This is a genomic window from Pseudomonas wadenswilerensis, from assembly GCF_900497695.1.
In the GTDB taxonomy this organism is placed as follows: Bacteria; Pseudomonadota; Gammaproteobacteria; order Pseudomonadales; family Pseudomonadaceae; genus Aquipseudomonas; species Aquipseudomonas wadenswilerensis.
In genome coordinates, this window is the sequence record NZ_UIDD01000011.1 from 24,634 (window position 1) to 44,775 (window position 20,142).

Annotated in this window: 16 protein-coding genes and 1 pseudogene; 8 read left to right on the plus strand and 9 right to left on the minus strand. The window is 64.0% G+C overall.

Going from position 1 to position 20,142, the window contains the following annotated elements; genetic code table 11:
* Positions 1 to 138 precede the first annotated feature (138 nt).
* The 9 genes from CCOS864_RS22910 to edd form a co-directional block, all read right to left on the minus strand.
* A complete protein-coding gene (locus CCOS864_RS22910; RefSeq protein ID WP_115088540.1) occupies positions 139 to 1,485 on the minus strand; it encodes a carbohydrate porin in 1,347 nt (448 codons plus the stop codon).
* Positions 1,486 to 1,539: 54 nt separating this feature from the next.
* Positions 1,540 to 2,694, minus strand: a complete 1,155-nt coding sequence (locus CCOS864_RS22915) for an ABC transporter ATP-binding protein (RefSeq protein WP_115088541.1) — start codon at positions 2,692 to 2,694, stop codon at positions 1,540 to 1,542.
* Positions 2,695 to 2,700: 6 nt separating this feature from the next.
* Positions 2,701 to 3,546, minus strand: coding sequence for a carbohydrate ABC transporter permease (locus CCOS864_RS22920; protein ID WP_115088542.1), 846 nt, complete (start codon positions 3,544 to 3,546; stop codon positions 2,701 to 2,703).
* Positions 3,539 to 4,447, minus strand: a complete 909-nt coding sequence (locus CCOS864_RS22925; protein WP_115088543.1) for a carbohydrate ABC transporter permease — start codon at positions 4,445 to 4,447, stop codon at positions 3,539 to 3,541. The genes CCOS864_RS22920 and CCOS864_RS22925 overlap by 8 nt, the downstream gene beginning before the upstream one ends.
* Before the next feature lie 135 nt (positions 4,448 to 4,582).
* The gene (locus tag CCOS864_RS22930) at positions 4,583 to 5,845 is read right to left on the minus strand and encodes an ABC transporter substrate-binding protein (protein ID WP_115088544.1); all 1,263 of its coding nucleotides are present in this window, start codon (positions 5,843 to 5,845) and stop codon (positions 4,583 to 4,585) included.
* 144 nt (positions 5,846 to 5,989) lie between these two features.
* The gene (locus CCOS864_RS22935; RefSeq protein WP_275670891.1) at positions 5,990 to 7,384 is read right to left on the minus strand and encodes an ATP-binding protein; all 1,395 of its coding nucleotides are present in this window, start codon (positions 7,382 to 7,384) and stop codon (positions 5,990 to 5,992) included.
* A gap of 43 nt (positions 7,385 to 7,427) precedes the next feature.
* Positions 7,428 to 8,126: a response regulator gene (locus tag CCOS864_RS22940; protein ID WP_115088878.1), complete on the minus strand. Its 699-nt coding sequence runs from the start codon at positions 8,124 to 8,126 to the stop codon at positions 7,428 to 7,430.
* 75 nt (positions 8,127 to 8,201) lie between these two features.
* Positions 8,202 to 9,155: a glucokinase gene (locus CCOS864_RS22945; RefSeq protein WP_115088546.1), complete on the minus strand. Its 954-nt coding sequence runs from the start codon at positions 9,153 to 9,155 to the stop codon at positions 8,202 to 8,204.
* Positions 9,152 to 10,978, minus strand: coding sequence for a phosphogluconate dehydratase (gene edd / locus CCOS864_RS22950; protein ID WP_115088547.1), 1,827 nt, complete (start codon positions 10,976 to 10,978; stop codon positions 9,152 to 9,154). The genes CCOS864_RS22945 and edd overlap by 4 nt, the downstream gene beginning before the upstream one ends.
* A 269-nt stretch (positions 10,979 to 11,247) precedes the next feature.
* On the opposite strand from edd, the gene gap reads away from it, so the two are divergent.
* The 8 genes and pseudogenes from gap to CCOS864_RS28815 all read left to right on the plus strand — a co-directional run bounded on the left by gap (position 11,248) and on the right by CCOS864_RS28815 (position 20,095).
* Positions 11,248 to 12,249, plus strand: coding sequence for a type I glyceraldehyde-3-phosphate dehydrogenase (gene gap / locus CCOS864_RS22955; RefSeq protein WP_115088548.1), 1,002 nt, complete (start codon positions 11,248 to 11,250; stop codon positions 12,247 to 12,249).
* Between the two features lie 88 nt (positions 12,250 to 12,337).
* The gene (locus CCOS864_RS22960; RefSeq protein WP_115088549.1) at positions 12,338 to 12,850 is read left to right on the plus strand and encodes an RNA polymerase sigma factor; all 513 of its coding nucleotides are present in this window, start codon (positions 12,338 to 12,340) and stop codon (positions 12,848 to 12,850) included.
* Positions 12,851 to 12,944: 94 nt separating this feature from the next.
* Positions 12,945 to 13,907: a FecR family protein gene (locus CCOS864_RS22965; RefSeq protein WP_115088880.1), complete on the plus strand. Its 963-nt coding sequence runs from the start codon at positions 12,945 to 12,947 to the stop codon at positions 13,905 to 13,907.
* A gap of 119 nt (positions 13,908 to 14,026) precedes the next feature.
* The gene (locus tag CCOS864_RS22970) at positions 14,027 to 16,621 is read left to right on the plus strand and encodes a TonB-dependent receptor (RefSeq protein WP_115088550.1); all 2,595 of its coding nucleotides are present in this window, start codon (positions 14,027 to 14,029) and stop codon (positions 16,619 to 16,621) included.
* A gap of 145 nt (positions 16,622 to 16,766) precedes the next feature.
* A complete protein-coding gene (locus CCOS864_RS22975) occupies positions 16,767 to 17,381 on the plus strand; it encodes a biliverdin-producing heme oxygenase (RefSeq protein WP_115088551.1) in 615 nt (204 codons plus the stop codon).
* 60 nt (positions 17,382 to 17,441) lie between these two features.
* The gene (locus tag CCOS864_RS22980; protein ID WP_115088882.1) at positions 17,442 to 17,867 is read left to right on the plus strand and encodes a YbaN family protein; all 426 of its coding nucleotides are present in this window, start codon (positions 17,442 to 17,444) and stop codon (positions 17,865 to 17,867) included.
* Between the two features lie 299 nt (positions 17,868 to 18,166).
* Positions 18,167 to 19,237, plus strand: a pseudogene (locus CCOS864_RS28810) (PDC sensor domain-containing protein); the annotation flags it as partial.
* A gap of 102 nt (positions 19,238 to 19,339) precedes the next feature.
* Complete coding sequence (locus CCOS864_RS28815; RefSeq protein WP_415842535.1) at positions 19,340 to 20,095, plus strand: methyl-accepting chemotaxis protein; 756 nt, start codon at positions 19,340 to 19,342, stop codon at positions 20,093 to 20,095.
* Positions 20,096 to 20,142 lie beyond the last annotated feature (47 nt).

The following is a 20,142-nucleotide window of genomic DNA, read 5'->3' on the forward strand; positions in this document are numbered from 1 at the left end:
GGAACTCTTGTTATTCAGTGGGAACGCTATCGCTGGCAAGCCAGCTCCCACAGGATCAGCGCAATCCATGTGGGAGCTGGCTTGCCAGCGATCGACCGCACAGCGGTCGCAATATGCGTAAATTTACAACATATCGCCTCAGAACGACGACTGAATCTTCAACCCGGCGACCAGCGCGTTATCCACCTCGTCCACCCCGCCCGGGCTCTTGATGTACTGCAGGTTCGGCCGCACGGTCAGCCAGTTGGTGACATGGAAGCCGTAGTACAGCTCGGCGTTGTACTCGGTCTTCTGGATCGGCACGAAGCCGGCATCGTTGTAATCCTCTATGCCGCTCTGCTGATTGAGCAACTGCGCACGGTCCTTGACGTCGTCATTGACGTGAATCCGCGCCACACCAAAGCCGATGTCATCCTTGGGCCGGCCATCGAAGGCGCCCTTGTAGACCATACCTACCTGCTGGTAGTTGTCCACCACGTTGGTAGCCTTGTCGTGCACGGTGAAGTTGGCGAACAGGCTCAGGCCGCGGTTGGCATCACCGTTGTGCGTAGTGACCTGCTGCTGGGCCACCACCCACCAGCCATGTTTGCTCGAATGCGACTTGAAGGCGGCGCCGGTCAATGCCTGGGGCTGGCCGTTGACGTCGTCATAGACGTCATCGGCCTTGGCCGTGCTGTAGTAGTAACCCAGACGGTACTCGCCTGGCAGGCCATTGACCTGCGGCGACCAGACCAGCTCCACCGGCAGGATCATACCCTTGGTGCCGCTGCCGCTGAGCTTGAAGCCGTTGCCGGTTTCAAGGTTGGACGGGTTCTGTTCATACACGCCGACCTGGGCGAAGAACTCCGGGGTGATGTTGTATTTGACCCGCATGGCCCACTGGCTGACCGGCCAGTTGTACCAGATACCACCCACCCAGTTGCCCACTTGCGAGCCGCAGAACGCCAGGTTCTGGAAGTCGCAGGGGAAGCTGTTGAAGTCCTCGCCTTCGCCAAAGCGCCCGACCTTGACGTCCAGCGCGCCATCGAAATACTTCTGCTTGACCCACATCTGGGTCAGGCGCCAGGTCTGGCCGCGCCCCCAGACTTCCTGCACCGAACTGAACTGCCCGGCACGCGGGTCGCTGATGCGGTCGTTGGACAAGTTGCGGCCGCTACGCTCGGTGATCGCCAGCTTGAACTCGGCATCCTGCCAGCCGAAGATCTTCTCCAGGTCCAGGTGCGCGCCGAGGGCGAACTGGTCGCTGTAGCGCGCGGTCTTGTCGTCGTTGTAGCCACCGTTGAGGTTACCCGCCACCTCACCGACGTAGTCGAGGGTGAAGTCGTAGCCTTTCTCCAGCAGCTCGGTGCGGGTACCGCCCCAGTCGCCGCTCATCCATTTCGACTCCGGGGCAAAGGCGCCAGCCGCCTGCGCCCCGCAACTGACGCCCAGGGCCGCCAGCAGGGTCAACGGCGCCAGAGGCTTGATACGCTTGAAGTGATCCATCCCTTGTTTCCTCGTTTTATTGTTCTCGATGGGTGTCTACGTTCTATAACGAATTCAGCGGCCCTTGAATTGGGCGACATTGTCCTTGCTCGCCGGCGCTGGCGCGGCGACACCCAGGCGCTCGCCGGTGGCGGCATCGAACAGCAGCACCCGTGCCGGATCGAACTGCAGGTTCAGGGTGTCGCCGACCTGGGTCGGCACATCCGGGGCCAGTCGGCAGCAGACCTTGGTCTGGTTGAGGGTGACGAACACCAGCAGGTCCGGCCCGGTGGGCTCGGTGATCTGCACTTCGGCACGAATACTCGGCAAACCATTGGCCTGGGCCGGGGCCAGGGCGATCTGTTCCGGGCGCATGCCGAGGATCACTTCACGGTCCTCCAGGCCCGCCACATTGAAGCCCAAGGGTAGCTCGCAGCGGGCCTGGCCACTGTCGAGCAGGGCCAGCAGGCGGCCGTCCTTGCGCTGCAGGCGCAGGGGAATGAAGTTCATCGGAGGCGAGCCGATGAAGCTGGCCACGAACAGGTTGGCCGGATCGTTGTAGATCTGCTGCGGGGTGCCGAATTGCTGGATCAGCCCGTCCTTCATCACCGCCACCTTGTCGCCCAGGGTCATGGCCTCGATCTGATCGTGGGTCACGTACACCGTGGTGGTCTTCAGGCGCTGGTGCATCAGCTTGATTTCGGTGCGCATCTCCACCCGCAGCTTGGCGTCGAGGTTGGACAGCGGCTCGTCGAACAGGTAGATCTTCGGCCGCCGCGCCAGCGCCCGGCCCATGGCCACGCGTTGCTGCTGGCCACCGGACAGCTGGCCAGGCTTGCGCGTCAGCAGGTGCTCGATCTGCAGCAGCTTGGCCACTCGCGCCACCTCTTCGTCGATGGCGGCGGCAGGCATCTTGCGCATTTTCAGGCCGAAGGCGATGTTGTCGCGCACATTCATGGTCGGGTACAGCGCGTACGACTGGAACACCATGGCGATGTCGCGATCCTTGGGGCTCATGCCGCTGATGTCGGCATCGTCCACCAGGATCGCCCCGCCGCTGATCTGTTCGAGGCCGGCGATGCAGTTCATCAGGGTCGATTTACCGCACCCGGACGGGCCGACCAGAATCAGGAATTCGCCGGAGTCGATCGACAGTTCGATGTTCTTCAGGGTGTCCGGCAGACCGCTGCCGTAGCTCTTGTTGACGTTGCGCAGTTCAAGCGTTGCCATTGTTGTTTACCCCTTGACCGCGCCGGCCGTGAGCCCGCGCAGGAAATACTTGCCAGCCAGCACATAGACCAACAGGGTCGGTAACCCGGCGATCATCGCCGCCGCCATGTCGACGTTGTATTCCTTGACCCCGGTGCTGGTGTTGACCAGGTTGTTCAGGGCCACGGTGATCGGTTGCGCATCGCCGCTGGCGAACACCACGCCGAAGAGAAAGTCGTTCCAGATCTGGGTGAACTGCCAGATCAGGCAGACCATGATGATCGGCACCGACATCGGCAGCAGGATGCGCCCGAAGATGGTGAAAAAACCCGCGCCATCGAGCCGCGCCGCCCGCACCAGAGCCTCCGGCACGCTGCAGTAGTAGTTGCGGAAAAACAGCGTGGTGAAGGCCAGGCCGTAGACGATATGCACCAGCACCAGGCCGCTGGTGGTGCTGGCCAGGCCAAGCTTGCCGAGGGTGAACGAGGCCGGCAGCAGCACGGTCTGGAACGGCAGGAAGCAGCCGAACAAGAGCAGGCCGAAGAACAGCTGCGACCCCCTGAAACGCCACATCGACAGCACATAGCCGTTGAGCGCACCGAGCAGGGTCGAGATCACCACCGCCGGCACGGTGATCTTCACCGAGTTCCAGAAGTAGCCGCCGACCGTGTCCCAGGCCTTGATCCAGCCGATGCCGGTGATCACCTCGGGCCAGCTCAGCAGGTTGCCGGTACGGATGTCTTCCGGCGACTTGAAGCTGGTCAGCAGCATCACGATCAGCGGGATCAGGTACAACGCACAGGCCAGGATCAGGGTCGAGTAGATGGCCAGGCGGCTGAAGCTCAACGAGCGGGGAGCGAGGGACCTAGTCATGGCGTTTGTTCCTCAGTTCCGAATACAGGTACGGCACCAGGATCGACAGGATCGCGCCGAGCATCAGGATCGCGCTGGCCGAGCCCATGCCCATCTGCCCACGGCTGAAGGTGAAGGAATACATGAACATCGCCGGCAGGTCAGAGGCATAGCCCGGGCCGCCCGCAGTCATGGCCGCGACCAGGTCGAAGCTCTTGATCGCGATGTGCGCAAGGATCATCAGTGCGCTGAAAAACACCGGGCGCAAACTTGGCAAGACGATGCGCAGGTAGATGCTCGGCAGGCTGGCGCCATCGACTTGCGCGGCACGGATGATCGACTGATCGACGCCGCGCAGGCCGGCCAGGAACAGCGCCATGACAAAGCCCGAGGCCTGCCACACGGCGGCGATCACCAGGCAGTAGACAACCCGGTCGGGGTCCACCAGCCAGTCCAGGCGAAAACCTTCCCAGCCCCAGTCGCGAAGCATCTTGTCCAGGCCCAGGCCGGGGTTGAGCAGCCACTTCCAGGCGGTGCCGGTGACGATCATCGACAGCGCCATGGGGTACAGGTAAATAGTGCGAATGAACCCTTCGCGGCGGATGCGCTGGTCGAGCAAAATCGCCAGCAGCACGCCGATCACCAGGCTGATGGCGATGAACATGCCGCCGAACAGCAGCAGGTTCTTGCTCGCCACCCACCAGCGGTCGTTCTCCATCAGCCGTGCATATTGCGCCAGGCCCACCCACTTGTAGCTGGGCATGAAGCTTGAGTTGGTGAAGGACAGGACGAAGGTCCAGAGGATGTAGCCGTAAAAACCCACCAGGACGATCAACATGCTCGGCGCCAGTACCAGTTTCGGTAACCAGCGCTGCAGGGCGTCCAGGGGTGAGGCCTTGTTGATTGTGGCAACAGTGCTCATCAGAAAGTCTCGGTTGAAGGGCGGCGCTGCGCACCGCATCGCTGGCAAGCCAGCTCCCACAATGGACTGCATGCACCGACCCTGTGGGAGCTGGCTTGCCAGCGATGAAGCCCCGCAGAGTCGTTGCCTACACCATCACTTGGCCGACTTGATCGCCGAATTCAGCTGCTTGACCGCCGTTGCCGGATCGGCTTTCGGGTCGTTGAAGAAGTTGGTGACGACATCGAAGATCGCCCCCTGCACCGCCAGCGAGGTCGCCATGTTGTGGGCCATGCTCGGTTGCAGGCCGTCACCCTTCTCCGCTTCCTTGAAGTCCACCGCCGACTTCTGCGTGCAGGCGTCGAACTGGCTCATGTCCATGTCCTGGCGCACCGGCAAGGAGCCCTTGTTCTGGTTGAACACGGTCTGGAACCGCGGTTCCAGGGCGACCTTGGCCAAGTCGTTCTGGGCCTTGATGTCGTTCTCGTTCTTGAGCTTGAACATCGCCAGCGAATCGATGTTGTAGGCGAAACTGCCCTGGGTGCCGGGGAAGGCCACGCACTGGTAGTCCTTGCCTGCCACTTTGCCGGCGGCGGTCCATTCGCTCTTGGCCCAGTCGCCCATGATCTGCATGCCGGCCTTGCCATTGATGACTTCGGCGGCAGCAATGTTCCAGTCGCGCCCGGCGCGGTTGGGATCCATGTAAGTGCCCAGGCGCTTGAGGGTTTCGAACACCTTGACCATCTGCGCGCCAGTCAGGGTGTCTTCATCCAGTTCGACGAAGGCTTTGTGATAGCCCTGGGGCCCGAGGATGCTCAGCACCAGGTCTTCGAAAACGGTGCTGTCCTGCCACGGCTGGCCGCCATGGGCGAGCGGGATGAAACCGGCCGCCTTGAGCTTGTCGGCGGCGGCGAACAGTTCATCGAGGGTGGTCGGCACCTTGGCCCCGGCCTTGTCGAACACCTGCGGGTTGATCCACAGCCAGTTGACCCGGTGGATGTTCACCGGCACCGCTACATAGTGGCCGTCGTACTGCATGATCTGGGCGACTTTCTTTGGCAGCAGGGCGTCCCAGTTGTTGGCTCTGGAGACATCGTCGAGTTCGGTGAGCAGGCCCAGCGCACCCCACTCCTGGATGTCCGGCCCCTTGATCTGGGCGGCGCCTGGCGGGTTACCGGCCACTGCGCGGCTCTTCAGTACGGTCATGGCCGCTGCGCCACCGCCACCGGCGACGGCGTTGTCCTTCCAGGTGAAACCGTCTTTCTCGACTTGTTCCTTGAGGGTTTTCACCGCCGCGGCTTCGCCTCCGGAGGTCCACCAGTGAGTGACTTCGACCATGCCGTTAGCGGCAGCAACAGCACTCAGGGGCAACAAGGAGGCGAGGGAAATGACAGCGGCGAGGCGATTGATCGCATTCATCGAGAGGAACCTTTTCTTGTTGTTATGCAGGTGCAAGTCGTGGTGCTTGCGCTTGCATTGGAGTCTAACCAACGGCACCCGGGCCGGAGGTAACGAAGGGATGCGCGAATGTCACCAGCTGGTGACATTCGCCCAGGCAGAATTTCAGTCAACGCTGCGCGGCAGGCTCAAGGTCACCCGCAAGCCGCCCTCACGCAGGTTGCGCAGGCTCACCTCGCCGCCGTGGCTGTGGGCGATATTGCGCGCGATACCCAGGCCCAGGCCGTAGCCCTGCTGCTGTCCGGCCAGGCGAAAATGCGGCTCGAACACCTGCTCCTGACGTTGCTCGGGCACGCCCGGGCCCTCGTCATCGACCTGCAAGACAAAGCCAATGTCACTGTCGAGGATGCGCAGGTGGGCGCGCTCGCCGTATTTCAGAGCGTTGTCGATCAAGTTGCCAATGCAGCGCTTGAGCGCCAGTGGCTTGCCGGGATAAGGCGCCTGGGCGCGACCTTCGAGGGTGATCTGGCCACTGCCCAGGTACGGTTCGACCAGGCATTCGAGCACCTGGTTGAGGTCGATACGCTCGATGTTCTCGTGGATGTCGGTGTCCTTCACACATTGCAGCGCGCCCTTGACCAGCATCTCCAGCTCGTCCAGGTCGCGGCCGAACTTGGCCTGCAACTGCTCGTCATCAAGCAACTCGACACGCAGGCGCAAGCGCGTGATCGGCGTGCGCAGGTCGTGGGAGATGGCGCTGAACAACTGGCTGCGTTCGGTCAGGTAGCGGCTGATGCGCTCGCGCATGGCGTTGAAGGCCCGGCCCACCTCCTCCACTTCACTGCCACCGCCTTCGGTCACCGGCTCGACGTCGGCCCCCAGCGACATCTCCCGTGCGGCCAGGGCCAGGCGCTTGAGCGGGCGGCTCTGCCAGTGCACCAGCAGACCGATGAACAGCAGCAGGAACGAACTGGTCAGCACGATGAACCACAACTGCTGGCTGGGCAGGCCCTGCTCTTCGAGGCTGGTGTAGGGCTCGGGCAGCAGCGAGGCGATGTACAGCCACTCGCCTTCAGCGAGGCGAATCTGGGTCACCAGCACCGGCGGGTTGATCGGCTCCAGGGTCAGCGCATAGTGGGCCCAGGAACGCGGCAGCTCATCGAGCTTCAGGCCGCTGTTGAAGATCCGCAAATCCTGCGGGCTGACAAACTGGATGGAAATTTCCAGCTGCGCGCCGAGGCGCTGGTGCAGCACATCAGCGACGGCGTCGATCACCGCCTCCTTGCGCGGCGTGGCCGGCAGCACCTGCATGCCCAGCGGTTTGTCGTTGAGCGAAACGACGAAGCGGGTACCGCCCATGCTACGCAACTGGTCGAGCACCATCGGCCGGTAAGCCACCGGCAGGGAGCGAAAATAACTGACGCTGGCACTCATCGAATGGGCCAGGCTGCGCGCGCTGGCGACCAGGCCTTCCATCTGGCTGGCACGCAATTGCGACAACCAGATCACACTCGACAGCCCCTGGGCCAGCAACACCACCAGCAAGGTCAACAGCAGCATGCGCCCCAGCAGCGAGCGTGGCAGCGGCAGGCGCCAGCGCCCTTCAGTGCGCGGGCGCAACGCTGGCCGCCAGCAGGTAGCCACTGCCGCGTACGGTACGGATCAACCGTGGCGGTTTTTCGGTGTCGCGCAGGCGTTGGCGCAGGCGGCTGACCGCCATGTCGACAATGCGGTCCAGCGGCATCGGCTCACGGCCACGGGTGGCGTTGCCGATGGTGTCGCGGTCGAGGATCTGTTGCGGGTGATCGAGGAACAGCTTGAGCAAGGCGAAGTCGGCACCGGAGAGAATCACCTCTTCACCATCGCGGTGGAACAAGCGGTGGCTGATGGTATCCAGGCGCCAGTCATCGAAGGCCAGCACATCACAGCCACTGCGCTCCTGGCCAAAACCGGCACGGCGCAGCAGCGCCTTGATCCGCGCCTGCAGTTCGCGCGGGCTGAAGGGTTTGCCCAGGTAATCATCGGCGCCCAGTTCCAGGCCGATGACCCGGTCGGCTTCGTCGGAGCTGGCGGTGAGCATGATGATCGGCACCTGGGCCAGGCGCGGATGCTGGCGCACCCAGCGACACAGGCTGAAACCGTCTTCGTCGGGCAACATCACGTCGAGGATCACCAGGTCGCAGTCGCTGGCGTCCAGGGCCTGGCGAAAGCCGCGCCCGTCGGCCACCGCCTGGACGCTGAAACCGGCGCGGCTCAGGTAGGTCTGCAGCAGTTCACGAATGTCCTGGTCGTCGTCGACCATCAATATCGACTTGCTCACGCATCACTCCTTGTTGAACAGGGTGAGTGCTTCGCGGGGCAAGCCCGCGCCTACACCTCAGCCGGCTTGTTGCAGCGCCACGCCGGCCCCGAGCAAGCCGGAGAATTCGGCGGTCACCAACCATACCGGGAGATCCTTGAAGTAGCCACTCATGCAGCCCTTGTCGGCAAAGCTGGCGCCAAAGCCGCTGCGCAGGAACAGCTCGGCAAAGCGTGGAACGATGCCGCCGACGATAAACACCCCGCCACGCCCGCCGAGGGTCAGGACGTTGTTGCCCGCCACCCGGCCCAGGAAGCGGCAGAACTGCTCGATCACCGCCAGGGCAACGGGCTCACCGGCCAGCGCCGCGTCGGTGATCGCCGCCGGACTTTGCAGCGGCGCAGGCTGACCATCCAGGGCACAGATGGCCTGGTACAAGCGCAGCAGGCCGCCGCCGCTGAGGACGGTTTCGGCGCTGACATGGCCGATTTCGCTTTCGATCTGCTGGCGGATCTGCGCTTCGCGGGCATTGCCCACCGGCAGGTCGACATGCCCGCCCTCGCCCGGCAAAGCCATCCAGCGGTCCTCACCCAGGTTGAGCAAGGTGCCGACGCCAAGGCCGGTGCCCGGGCCGATCACCAGCGCCGGGCGGCTGGCATCAGGCGTGCCTGCGCAGACGGTACGGTACTCGTCCGCCTGCAAGCGGGTCATGCCCAGGGCCATGGCGGTGAAGTCGTTGATCAGCAGCAACTGCTCGACCTGCAAGGTTTTGCAGAACGCCTGGCGGCTGAGCCGCCAGTGGTTGTTGGTAAAGCGAAACTCATCACCGTCGACCGGCCCGGCCACCGCCAGGCACACCGCGCCCAGCTCGCCGCGGGCCAGGCCCTGGTCAGCCAGGTAAGCGCCAATGGCCTGTTCCGGGCTGGTGTAGTCCGCCGTGGCAAAGACCTGCACCGCGTGCATGCGGTTGTCTTCCCAGAGGGCGAAGCGTGCATTGGTGCCGCCGATATCGCCGACCAGTGCGCGCTTCATTTGAGTGTCTCCAGGGCCGAGGTGAAGGCGCTGGCGCCTTTCTCTGCCGGGCTCAGGGCGGTACGCAGGAAGCCGAACAGCTCGCGGCCGCAACCCAGGTCGTTGCCGGTCGGTGGTGCGGGCAGTTCTCGATCGGCCAGCTCGGCTGCACTGAGTTTCACCGTCAGGGTACCCGCCACGCCGTCGACCCGGACGATATCGCCATCGCGCAGGCGCGCCAGCGGGCCGCCATCGAAGGCTTCGGGGCAGACATGAATGGCCGCGGGGATTTTCCCTGAAGCACCGGACATACGCCCGTCGGTTACCAGTGCGACCTTGAAGCCACGGTCCTGCAACACGCCAAGGAACGGGGTCATCTTGTGCAGCTCGGGCATGCCGTTGCAGCGCGGCCCCTGGAAGCGCATTACCGCAACGAAATCACGCTCCAGCTCGCCGGCCTGGAAGGCATCGGCCAGCGCCTGCTGGTCATGGAACACCAGTGCCGGGGCTTCGACCACCTGATGCTCGGGGGCTACTGCGGACACCTTCATCACCCCGCGACCGAGGTTGCCTTCCATGACCCGCAGACCGCCTTCGGGCGAGAACGCCCGTGCCACTGGGCGCAGGATCGCCTCATCAAGGCTGGCCTTCGGGCCTTCGCGCCAGACCAGTTTGCCGGCCTCAAGGAACGGCTCCTGGGTGTAGCGACGCAGGCCATGGCCGGCGACGGTGTTGACGTCTTCGTGGAGCAAACCGGCATCGAGCAGTTCGCGAATCAGGAAGGCCATGCCGCCGGCAGCCTGGAAGTGGTTGATGTCGGCCTTGCCGTTCGGATAGACGTGGGACAGGGTCGGCACCACTTCCGAGAGCTCGGCCATGTCCTGCCAGGTCAGCTGGATGCCGGCGGCCTGGGCAATCGCCGGCATGTGCAGGGTGTGGTTGGTCGAGCCGCCGGTGGCGTGCAGGGCAACGATGGAGTTGACCAGGGATTTCTCGTCGACAATCTCACCCAGCGGCATGAAGGTGCCACTGGCCTTGGTCATGCGCGTGACCTGCTGCGCAGCCTCGACAGTCAGGGCATCGCGCAGCGGCGTATACGGGTTGACGAAAGAGGCGCCCGGCAGGTGCAGGCCCATCACTTCCATCAGCAGCTGGTTGGTATTGGCAGTGCCGTAGAAGGTGCAAGTACCGGGGCTGTGGTAGGACTTCATCTCCGACTCCAGCAGCTCTTCGCGACTGGCCTTGCCTTCGGCGTAACGCTGGCGCACATCGGCTTTCTCCTTGTTGGAGATGCCCGACGGCATCGGCCCACCCGGCACGAACAGCGTTGGCAGATGGCCGAAGCGCAACGCGCCCATCAGCAGGCCGGGGACGATCTTGTCGCAGATGCCGAGCATCAGCGCCGCATCGAACATGTTGTGTGACAGGGCGATGGCGGTGGACATGGCGATCACTTCGCGGCTGGCGATGCCCAGTTCCATACCGGGTTCACCCTGGGTGACGCCGTCGCACATGGCCGGCACACCGCCGGCGAACTGGCCGACCGAGCCGATTTCGCGCAGCGCCTGCTTGATCTGTTCGGGGTAATGCTCGTAGGGCTGGTGCGCCGAGAGCATGTCGTTGTAGGCGGAGACGATGGCGACGTTGGCCGCGTTCATCATCCGCAGGCTTTGCTTGTCCTGGCTGCCGCAGCCGGCGACACCGTGAGCGAAGTTGGCGCACTGCAGCTTGGCACGCATCGGCCCGTCGCTGGCGGCCCCGCGAATCAGCTCAAGGTAGCGTTCACGGGTGGGGCGACTGCGGGCGATCAGCCGTTGGGTGACCTCAAGAATGCGCGGATGCATGTACTGGACTCCAGGCTATCGGTGGTTGCGACCTCTGCGGCGGTTTCCCTTATCAACGATCGCGGCCTAGGCTCAATGGCAGGGGCGATGCGTTGCGGGAGGAACGGCTTGGCCGATCGCTCGTTGTAGATTGAATAAAATATTGCCAGCAAAAAGGCTTGTTTTCTATTTTTTTACGAATAATCTTGTAATTCCAACAACAAAATCAGATGCAGTGAAGCAAAACTTCAATTGCCACGGGCTTCACCCGGTCTCCCAGAGGTAGCTCCATGACCCTTCGTATCGCAATCAATGGCTTTGGCCGCATCGGCCGCAACATCCTTCGCGCACTCTATACCCAAGGCTACCGTCAGGATCTGCAGGTCGTCGCCATCAACGACCTGGGCGACAGCGCGATCAATGCCCATCTGCTCAAATACGACAGCGTCCACGGCAGCTTCGCTGCCACGGTTGAATCCGATCACGAGAGCATTACCGTCAACGGCGACCGCATCGCCGTCAGCGCCATCCGCAACCCGGCGGAGCTGCCATGGAAAGCCGAAGCCATCGATGTGGTGTTCGAGTGCACCGGTTTGTTCACCGAGCGCGCCAAGGCCGCCGCCCATCTTACTGCCGGGGCCGGCAAAGTCATTATCTCGGCGCCGGCCAAGGGGGCTGATGCCACCGTGGTGTACGGGGTCAACCATGACATCCTGCGCCCCTCGCACCAGATCATCTCCAGCGCTTCGTGCACCACCAACTGCCTGGCGCCGCTGGCCCAGGTGCTGCACCGCGAGTTCGGCATCGAGCAGGGGCTGATGACCACCATTCATGCCTACACCAACGACCAGAACCTTACCGACGTCTACCACAGCGACCCGTTCCGCGCCCGTTCGGCGACCCAGTCGATGATCCCGAGCAAGACCGGCGCCGCCGAAGCCGTGGGCCTGGTGCTGCCGGAACTGGCCGGCAAGCTCACCGGCATGGCCGTGCGGGTGCCGGTGATCAACGTGTCGCTGGTCGACCTCACCGTCAACCTTGAGCGCGAGGCCACGGCCGAGGCCGTCAACGCGCTGTTCAAGGAAGCCAGCCGGCATTCCAAGGTGCTCGGCTACAACAGCCTGCCGCTGGTGTCCTGCGACTTCAACCACAACCCGTTGTCGTCGATTTTCGATGCCAACCATACCCGGGCCAACGGGCGCATGCTCAAGGTGATGGCCTGGTACGACAACGAATGGGGCTTCTCCAACCGCATGCTGGATAACTGCCTGGCGCTGCACAACGCCCGCTAGGACCATCCCTTGCAGGAGCGGAGGCAGTACTTGACCAACGCGCTGATGATAAGCATTATCATTCGCCACGCCATGGTCGGGTACCGCTGTGAGTCAGTCCCAGTTCAACGCCGTTTTCCTCGCGCAGCGGGTCAGCCTGCTGCGTACGCTGCAGCGCATGGTGGATAACCCCAGTACTGCCGAAGACCTGTTGCAGGAGACCTACCTGCGGGTGACCCGCGCCCTGGGCGAACGGCCCATCGAGCACCTCGAGCCTTTCGTGTTCCAGACCGCGCGCAACCTCGCCCTCGATCACTTGCGCGCACGCCGGGCGCAGTCGCGCAACCTGGTCGACGATGTGCCCGAGCAAGTCCTGCACAACGTCGCTGCGCCCAGCAGCAGTGCCGAAGACGCCGCCCACGCCGAACAACTGCTCAAGCGCCTGAGCGTCAGCCTCGCGCAATTGACCGAACGCCAACAGCGCATCTTCATCCTCAGCCGCCTGCATGGCGCCAGCTACCTGGAAATCGCCGAACAACTGAAAGTGTCGGCAAGCACGGTTCAGAAGGAACTGAAACTGATCATGGCCATCTGTGTAGGGGTAGCCGACCGGCTGAAGTAAACAGCCCGTCGTGGATCGCAGCTAAAACCTTGCCATCCCCATGGATACCCCGGATCATTCGCAAAAAAGCGCCAGCCCCGCCAAGGACCCACCCGTGACCGACAGTCCCTCTCCTCGCCCCTCGCCGCCTGGCCAAGCCGCCAGTGACCGGGCCATGGACCAGGCCCTGGACTGGCTGATTCGCCTGCAATGTGCGTCAGAGCAAGACACCCAGGCCTTCGAAGCCTGGCTCGAGGCAGACCCGGCCAATGCCCGCGCCTATGTCGAGGCCGAGGCGGTCTGGAACGGCGCGCCCCTGCGCCAGGCCGCCGGGCAACTGCATCAGGTACAGCGCCGCAGCCTGCGCTCACGTATCCGCCCACACTGGAAACCCCTCGCTACGGCCGCTGTGCTGCTGGTGGGGATTTTCACCGTAGGCAACCTGCCGGTGCGCCTGCAGGCCGATCATCTGACCGTAGTGGGTGAACGCCAGCGGGTACAGCTGGACGACGGTTCCAAGGTCTTGCTCAACACCAATTCGGCGTTTGCCAGCGACCTGCGCGACAACCGCCAAGTGGCCCGGCTGCTGCAGGGCGAGGCCTACTTCGAGGTTCCCGGCGGCGCCCAGCCACCGCTGGAACTGCAGGCCGGCCCGCTGCGTGCCAGTGTGCGCGATACCGATTTTGCCGTGCGCTACCTCAACGGCGAAGCCCAGGTTCGGGTGCAACGCGGCGACGTCGACCTGCAGGCCAGCAGCGACCAGCGCATTCGCCTGTCGGCGGGTGACAGCATCAGCGTCGGGCCCAATGGCTTCGGCCAGCGCGGACGCCTGGATGCGCAAAAGGACCTGGCCTGGGTCCAGGGCCGCCTGGTGTTCGAGAACTGTCCGCTGAGCCAGGTGCTGGCCGAACTGCGCCGCTACTACCCCGGCTGGATCATCAACGGCAACGAGCAGCTGGCAAACGTCGCGGTCACCGGCAACTACCGCCTCGACCAGCCCCTGGAAACCTTGCGTGCCCTGGCCCACATCACCTCGGCACAGTTGCACGAGTACCCGGCGCTGGTGATTCTCAACTGAGGCAAAAGTTTTTTTACGCGATCCCTGAAGCTGTTACGTCTCGTTATAGCCAATGCAACTGATTCTTATTTTTGAATCAGCCAGCACCTATAACATTCGCGCGACAGGGAGCGCTTTCGATGTCCACTGGTTTCACTCGTCGATCTTCAGCCACTTCACGTACCCCCGGCCTGCAGCGTTGCACGCTCTCCCTGTTGACCCTGGCCATGCTCGCCAGCGGCGCCTGCAGCCTGCCGGCGTTGGCCGCGGAACCGGCCCAGGCCAGTGCCCCGCGCATGGGCGACTACCGCTTCGCCATCAACCAGCAGCCGCTGGTGTCGGCGCTCAACGCCTTTACCGCGGTGACCGGCTGGCAAGTGGGCTTCTCTGCGGAACTTGCCGAGGGCGTCGCCTCGCCGGGCGTGCATGGCTCGCTGAAACCGGAAGCGGCCCTGCAGCGCCTGCTGGCCGGCACCGGCCTGAGCTACCGCACGCTCAACAGCGGCAACGTGGTGATCGAACGCAGCGCCAGCAAGGCCATCGCCCTGCAGCAAATCACCGTCAGCGCCACCCGTAGCGCCCAGGACATCAGCCAGGTGCCGAGCACCGTCAGCGTACAGACCCGCGAGCAGCTCGATCGCCAGAACGTCAACAACATCAAGGAACTGGTGCGTTACGAGCCTGGCGTTTCGGTCAGCGGCACCGGCCAGCGCAGCGGCCTGAACGGCTACAACATCCGCGGTATCGACGGTGAGCGGGTGCTGACCCAGATCGACGGCGTGTCGATCCCCGACAGTTTCTTCTTCGGCCCCTACGCCCAGACCCAGCGCAACTACGTCGACCCTGAGATCGTCAAGCGCGTGGAGATCCTCCGTGGTCCGGCTTCGGTGCTGTACGGCAGCAACGCCATTGGCGGCGCGGTCAGCTACTTCACCCTCGACCCCGACGACATCATCAAGCCTGGCCAGGACGTCGGCGCACGCCTGAAGACCGGCTACAGCTCGGCAGACGAAAGCTGGCTGAACTCGGCCACCGTCGCCGGCCGCCAGGGCGAGTTCGACGGCCTGCTGCACCTGAGCCAGCGCAACGGCCATGAAACCGAGTCCTACAGCAGCCACGGCGGCACCGGCCTGGCACGCACCGCCGCCAACCCGGAAGACGTGCGCACCACCAACATCCTCGCCAAGGCCGGCTGGAACTACGCCGACGACGCGCGCCTGGCCTTCACTTACGAAAACTACAAGGACGACCGTGACCTGAAGCTCAAGAGCGCCGTGGGCGGGCCGTTCATTCCGGGCTTCGGCGCGATGAACGCGTACCGCGACCGCACCGGCAACGATACCGTGACCCGCGAGCGTTTCGGCATCAACCACGAATTCGCCCTGGGCAGCGTGCTGGCCGACAACATGAAGTGGAGCCTGAACTACCAGATCGGCAAGACCGACCAGCGCACCGAAGAGCTCTATTTCGCCTCGGGTCGCCAGGTGTTCCGTGACCGCCAGACCACCTACAAGGACCGCCAGTGGGTGTTCGACGCACAACTGGACAAAGCCTTCAGCGTCGGCGCCACCGAGCACTTGCTGACCTACGGCACCACCCTCAAGCACCAGAAGGTCACCGGCTCGCGCAGCGGCACCGGCACCTGCCTGAATGTCGGTGGCAGCTGCCGCTTCATCGGCCAGGTCAGCACCAGTGACAGCCAGGCGCTGGTCAGTGACTTCCCCGATCCGACCGTCAACACCTACAGCCTGTTCGCCCAGGACGAGATCCGCTGGAACCAGTGGACCTTCCTGCCGGGCGTGCGCTACGACTACACCAAGCTCACCCCGCACATGACCGACGAGTTCCTGCGTGGCGTCGGCGCCAACCCCACCGACCCGGTCGACGACGACGCCAAGAAATGGCATCGGGTCTCGCCCAAGTTCGGCCTGACCTACGCCTTCAACGACAACTACACCTGGTACGGCCAGTACGCCGAAGGCTTCCGTACGCCGACCGCCAAAGCGTTGTACGGCCGCTTCGAGAACCCGGGCCTGGGCTACAGCGTGCGCGGCAACTCCAACCTCGAGCCGGAAAAGAGCAAGAGCTACGAGACCGGCCTGCGTGGCAACTTCGAGGCCGGTGACTTCGCCGTCGCGGTGTTCTACAACAAGTACCGCGACTTCATCAACGAAGACGCGGTGCAGGGCAGCAACCTCGGCCAGACCTTCGAAGCCAACAACATCAAGCACGCCACCATCAAGGGTGCCGAGTTCAAGGGCCGCCTGAACCTCGACGCCTTCGGCGCACCGCACGGCCTGTATACCCAGGGCTCGCTGGCCTACCTCTATGGCCGCAACGACGACACCGGCCAGCCGCTCAACAGCGTCAACCCGCTGACCGCGGTGATGGGCCTGGGTTACGAGCAGGAGCAATACGGCGCGCTGCTGAGCTGGACCCTGGTCAAACGCAAGAACCGCGTCGACGACACCACCTTCTTCGCCCCCGACGGCACCAGCAAGCAGTTCCGCACCCCGGGCTACGGTGTGCTCGACCTGACCGGTTTCTACAAGGTCACCGACGACATCACGGTCAACGCCGGCCTCTACAACCTGACCGACAAGAAGTACTGGCAGTGGGATGACGTGCGCGGCTACGACGGCCTCGGTGAAGCGGCGGTAACCGCCCCCGCCAACCTCGACCGCCTGACCATGCCGGGCCGCAATTTCGCCATCAACCTGGTCTGGGATATCTGAACCGCAGCGCGGGGCAAGCCCGCTCCTACAGATTTTGCAGGAGCGGGCTTGCCCCGTGAAAAGCCTTTGAGGTGAGGTTTTTTTACTGTCACGCGTCTTCTCATTCGTCTAGTCATCAGGCACGCCCATTTCGCAAGGAATCACCATGACCGCCGCTACCACCACCGAACGCGCCAGCCTGCGTTCGCAGCGTTTGAACCAGCTGACCCACGCCCCGCACACCGAACTCGACGCCCTGGTCAAATCCCACGCGCCGTTCGAAACCCGCGAGAGCTTCGCCCGCTTCGTGGTTGCCCAGTACCTGTTCCAGTCCGAGCTCAAGGCGCTGTACACCGACCCGGCACTGATCGCCATCGTCCCGGACCTGGCCGCACGCTGCCGCGCCGAACAGGCCGGCCTGGACCTGGCGGACTTGAACACCGAGATCCCGGCCGACTTTGCCGGCGCCCTGCAGCGCCCAAGCCTGGGTGAAGCCATGGGCTGGATCTTCGTTTCCGAAGGTTCCAAGCTCGGCGCTGCGTTCCTGATCAAGCGTGCCGTCGGCCTGGGCCTGTCGGACAGCTTCGGTGCCCGTCACCTGGGCGAACCGGCCGGTGGCCGCGCCGAAGGCTGGAAGCAGTTCACCCGCATCCTCGACGGCCTGGAACTGAGCGCCGAAGAAGAAGCCAAGGCCGAGCAAGGCGCCGTGGCCGCCTTCGAGCGTTTCACCGAGCTGCTCAAACACGCCTACGCAACTGCGCCTAAAGCCGAACTGGCCTGATGCGCCGTACCCGGTTACCCTCGTGGTAACCGGGCCTTGCCCGTGCACACCGACAAGCCCATGACCCGCCCAGCCGCTTCAAAACTCTCGCGCCTGCTCTTCGGCCTGCTGGCCTACGTCAGCCTGGGCATCGGCCTGGTGGCCATCGTTATTCCCGGCCTGCCCACCACCGAATTCATCCTCCTCGCCGCCTGGGCCGCCACCCGCAGCTCGCCGCGCCTGAGTGCCTGGCTGGAAAACCATCGCCTGTTTGGCCCGATCCTGAGCAACTGGCGCAACGGCAAGGTAATCCAGCGCCGGGCCAAGGTCAGCGCCACTGTCAGCATGCTGCTGTGCGCCGGCGTGATGCTGGTGTTTCTGGAGCATCGCTGGCCGGTATTTCTCGCCATCGCCGGCATGACACTGGGCAACCTGTGGATCTGGTCGCGGCCAGAAACCGCGCCCTTGAGCCTCGTCGACCGTTCATCGGCGCGCACTCATGGCTAAGGCTATAAAGCCGATGAACTGTTATCGCTAAAAGGATGTAGCGAACCGAGCCCGCCCAGTGGCTCGGTCCTCTACCGGCCTGCCTTTTAGCGAGTACGTCCATGTTCGACACGCTCTCGATCCGCCTGAAAATCGTCCTGCTCTCCGGCCTCTGCCTGCTTGGCGTGGTCGCACTCGTCGTCGGTATCAACCTGTATCAATCGCACCAGAGCGATGAACTGGTCGGCGACGCCAGCACCACCATGCTCACCCGCAACGTCCAGGCCCTGCTACAGGCCCGCGCCGGCGAAAAGGCCGAGATGCTGCGGCGTACTTTCAGCGACAGCCAGACCGTCATCACCGCCCTCGCCGACCAGGTCCAGGACCTGCAGCAATTGGCCCGCGATCGCGGCCTGAGCGCTGGCGACCTGCGTGAAGCGATCAACCAGAGCCTGGCCACCAGCTTCAAGCGCAACCCCGACGTACTGGGCGTGTGGCTGGCATTCGAGCCCGAAGGCCTGGACGGTGGCGACAGCGCGTTTGCCAACGATGCCAAGCGCCTGAGCAACGAGAGCGGCCGCTTCGCCAGCTACTGGAGCCGCGCCCAGGGCCAGGCCTTGAATACGGTGATCAGCGACGCCGACCTGAACAAGACCGAAATCAACCTCAGCGGCACGCCGTACAACGTCTGGTACACCTGCTCGCGCAACAGCGCCCGCGCCTGCCTGCTCGAGCCCTACTCCGACACCGTCGGCGGCAAGCAGATGCTGATGACCAGCATCACCATGCCCTTGCTGCACAACGGCAAGGTGATCGCCGTGGCTGGCGTTGATATTTCCCTCGATGCCCTTCAGGCCGCTGCCGCCAAAGCCCAGCAGGAGCTGTTCAATGGCGCCGGGCGCTTGATGATCGTCGCCCCCAGCGGCCTGCTGGCGGCCAACAGCAACGATGCCGGCAAGGTCGGCAAGAGCATCGACCAGGACGGCCAGCCGGCGCTGCAAAAGCTGGCCGCCAATCAGCCGCTGATCCTTGAGCAAGGCGAGACCATCCGCGCCGTGAACCCGGTGCAACCGATTGCCGACAGCAAGCCCTGGGGCATTCTGATCGACCTGCCCAAGCAGGTACTGCTGGCCGACGCCACCAGCCTCCAGGCCACCCTCGAAGACGCCCGCACCAGTGGCACCCTCAAGGTGGTGCTGTTCGCCACCCTGGCCGGTCTCGGCGGCCTGTTGCTGATGTGGCTGACCGCTACCGGTGTGACCCGCCCGCTGAACAGCGTGGCCAGCATGCTCGAAGACATCGCCAGCGGCGACGGCGACCTCACCCAGCGCCTGCGCTATGCGCGCAAGGACGAACTCGGCCGGCTGACCGGCGGCTTCAACCGTTTCCTCGACAAGCTGCAGCCGACCATCGCCCAGATCAAGCAGAGCATCACCCAGGCCCGGGCCACTGCCGACCAGTCCTCGGCGATTGCCCAGCGCACCAGCGAAGGCATGCAGGTGCAGTTTCGCGAGATCGACCAGGTGGCCACCGCCTCCAACGAGATGAGCGCCACCGCCCACGACGTCGCCAACAGCGCTGCCAGTGCCGCCGACGCCGCCCGCGGAGCCGACCGCTCGGCCAAGGACGGCATGGCGATCATCGAGCGCAGCACCCGCGACATTACCGTGCTCGCCGAACAGGTCAGCAAGGCCGTGAGCGAAGTGGAAACCCTGGCGCAGAACAGCGAGCAGATCGGCTCGGTGCTTGAAGTGATCCGCAGCATCGCCGAGCAGACCAACCTGCTGGCCCTCAACGCCGCCATCGAAGCGGCCCGCGCCGGCGAAAGCGGCCGTGGTTTTGCCGTGGTGGCCGACGAAGTACGCAACCTGGCGCGCCGTACCCAGGACTCGGTCGAAGAGATCCGCCTGGTGATCGAACGCATCCAGAGCAACACCCGCGAGGTGGTGGCGACCATGCATTCGAGTCACGGCAAAGCCCAGGAAAACGCCGGGCAGATCCACCAGGCGGTGCAGGCGCTGGACAAGATCAGCGAGGCGGTAACGGTGATCAGCGACATGAACCTGCAGATCGCCAGTGCCGCCGAGCAGCAAAGCGCGGTGGCCGAAGAGGTCAACCGCAACGTCTCGGCGATCCGTGGCGTGACCGAGACCCTGACCGGCCAGGCCGCCGAATCGGCCCAGGTGAGCAGCCAGCTCAATACCCTGTCGTCGCAGCAGATGGCCCTGATGGATCAGTTCAGGGTTTGACCTGGCGCCGCTGATGGTCTGCAATGGCCCTTCTGCTGGAGGGCCAT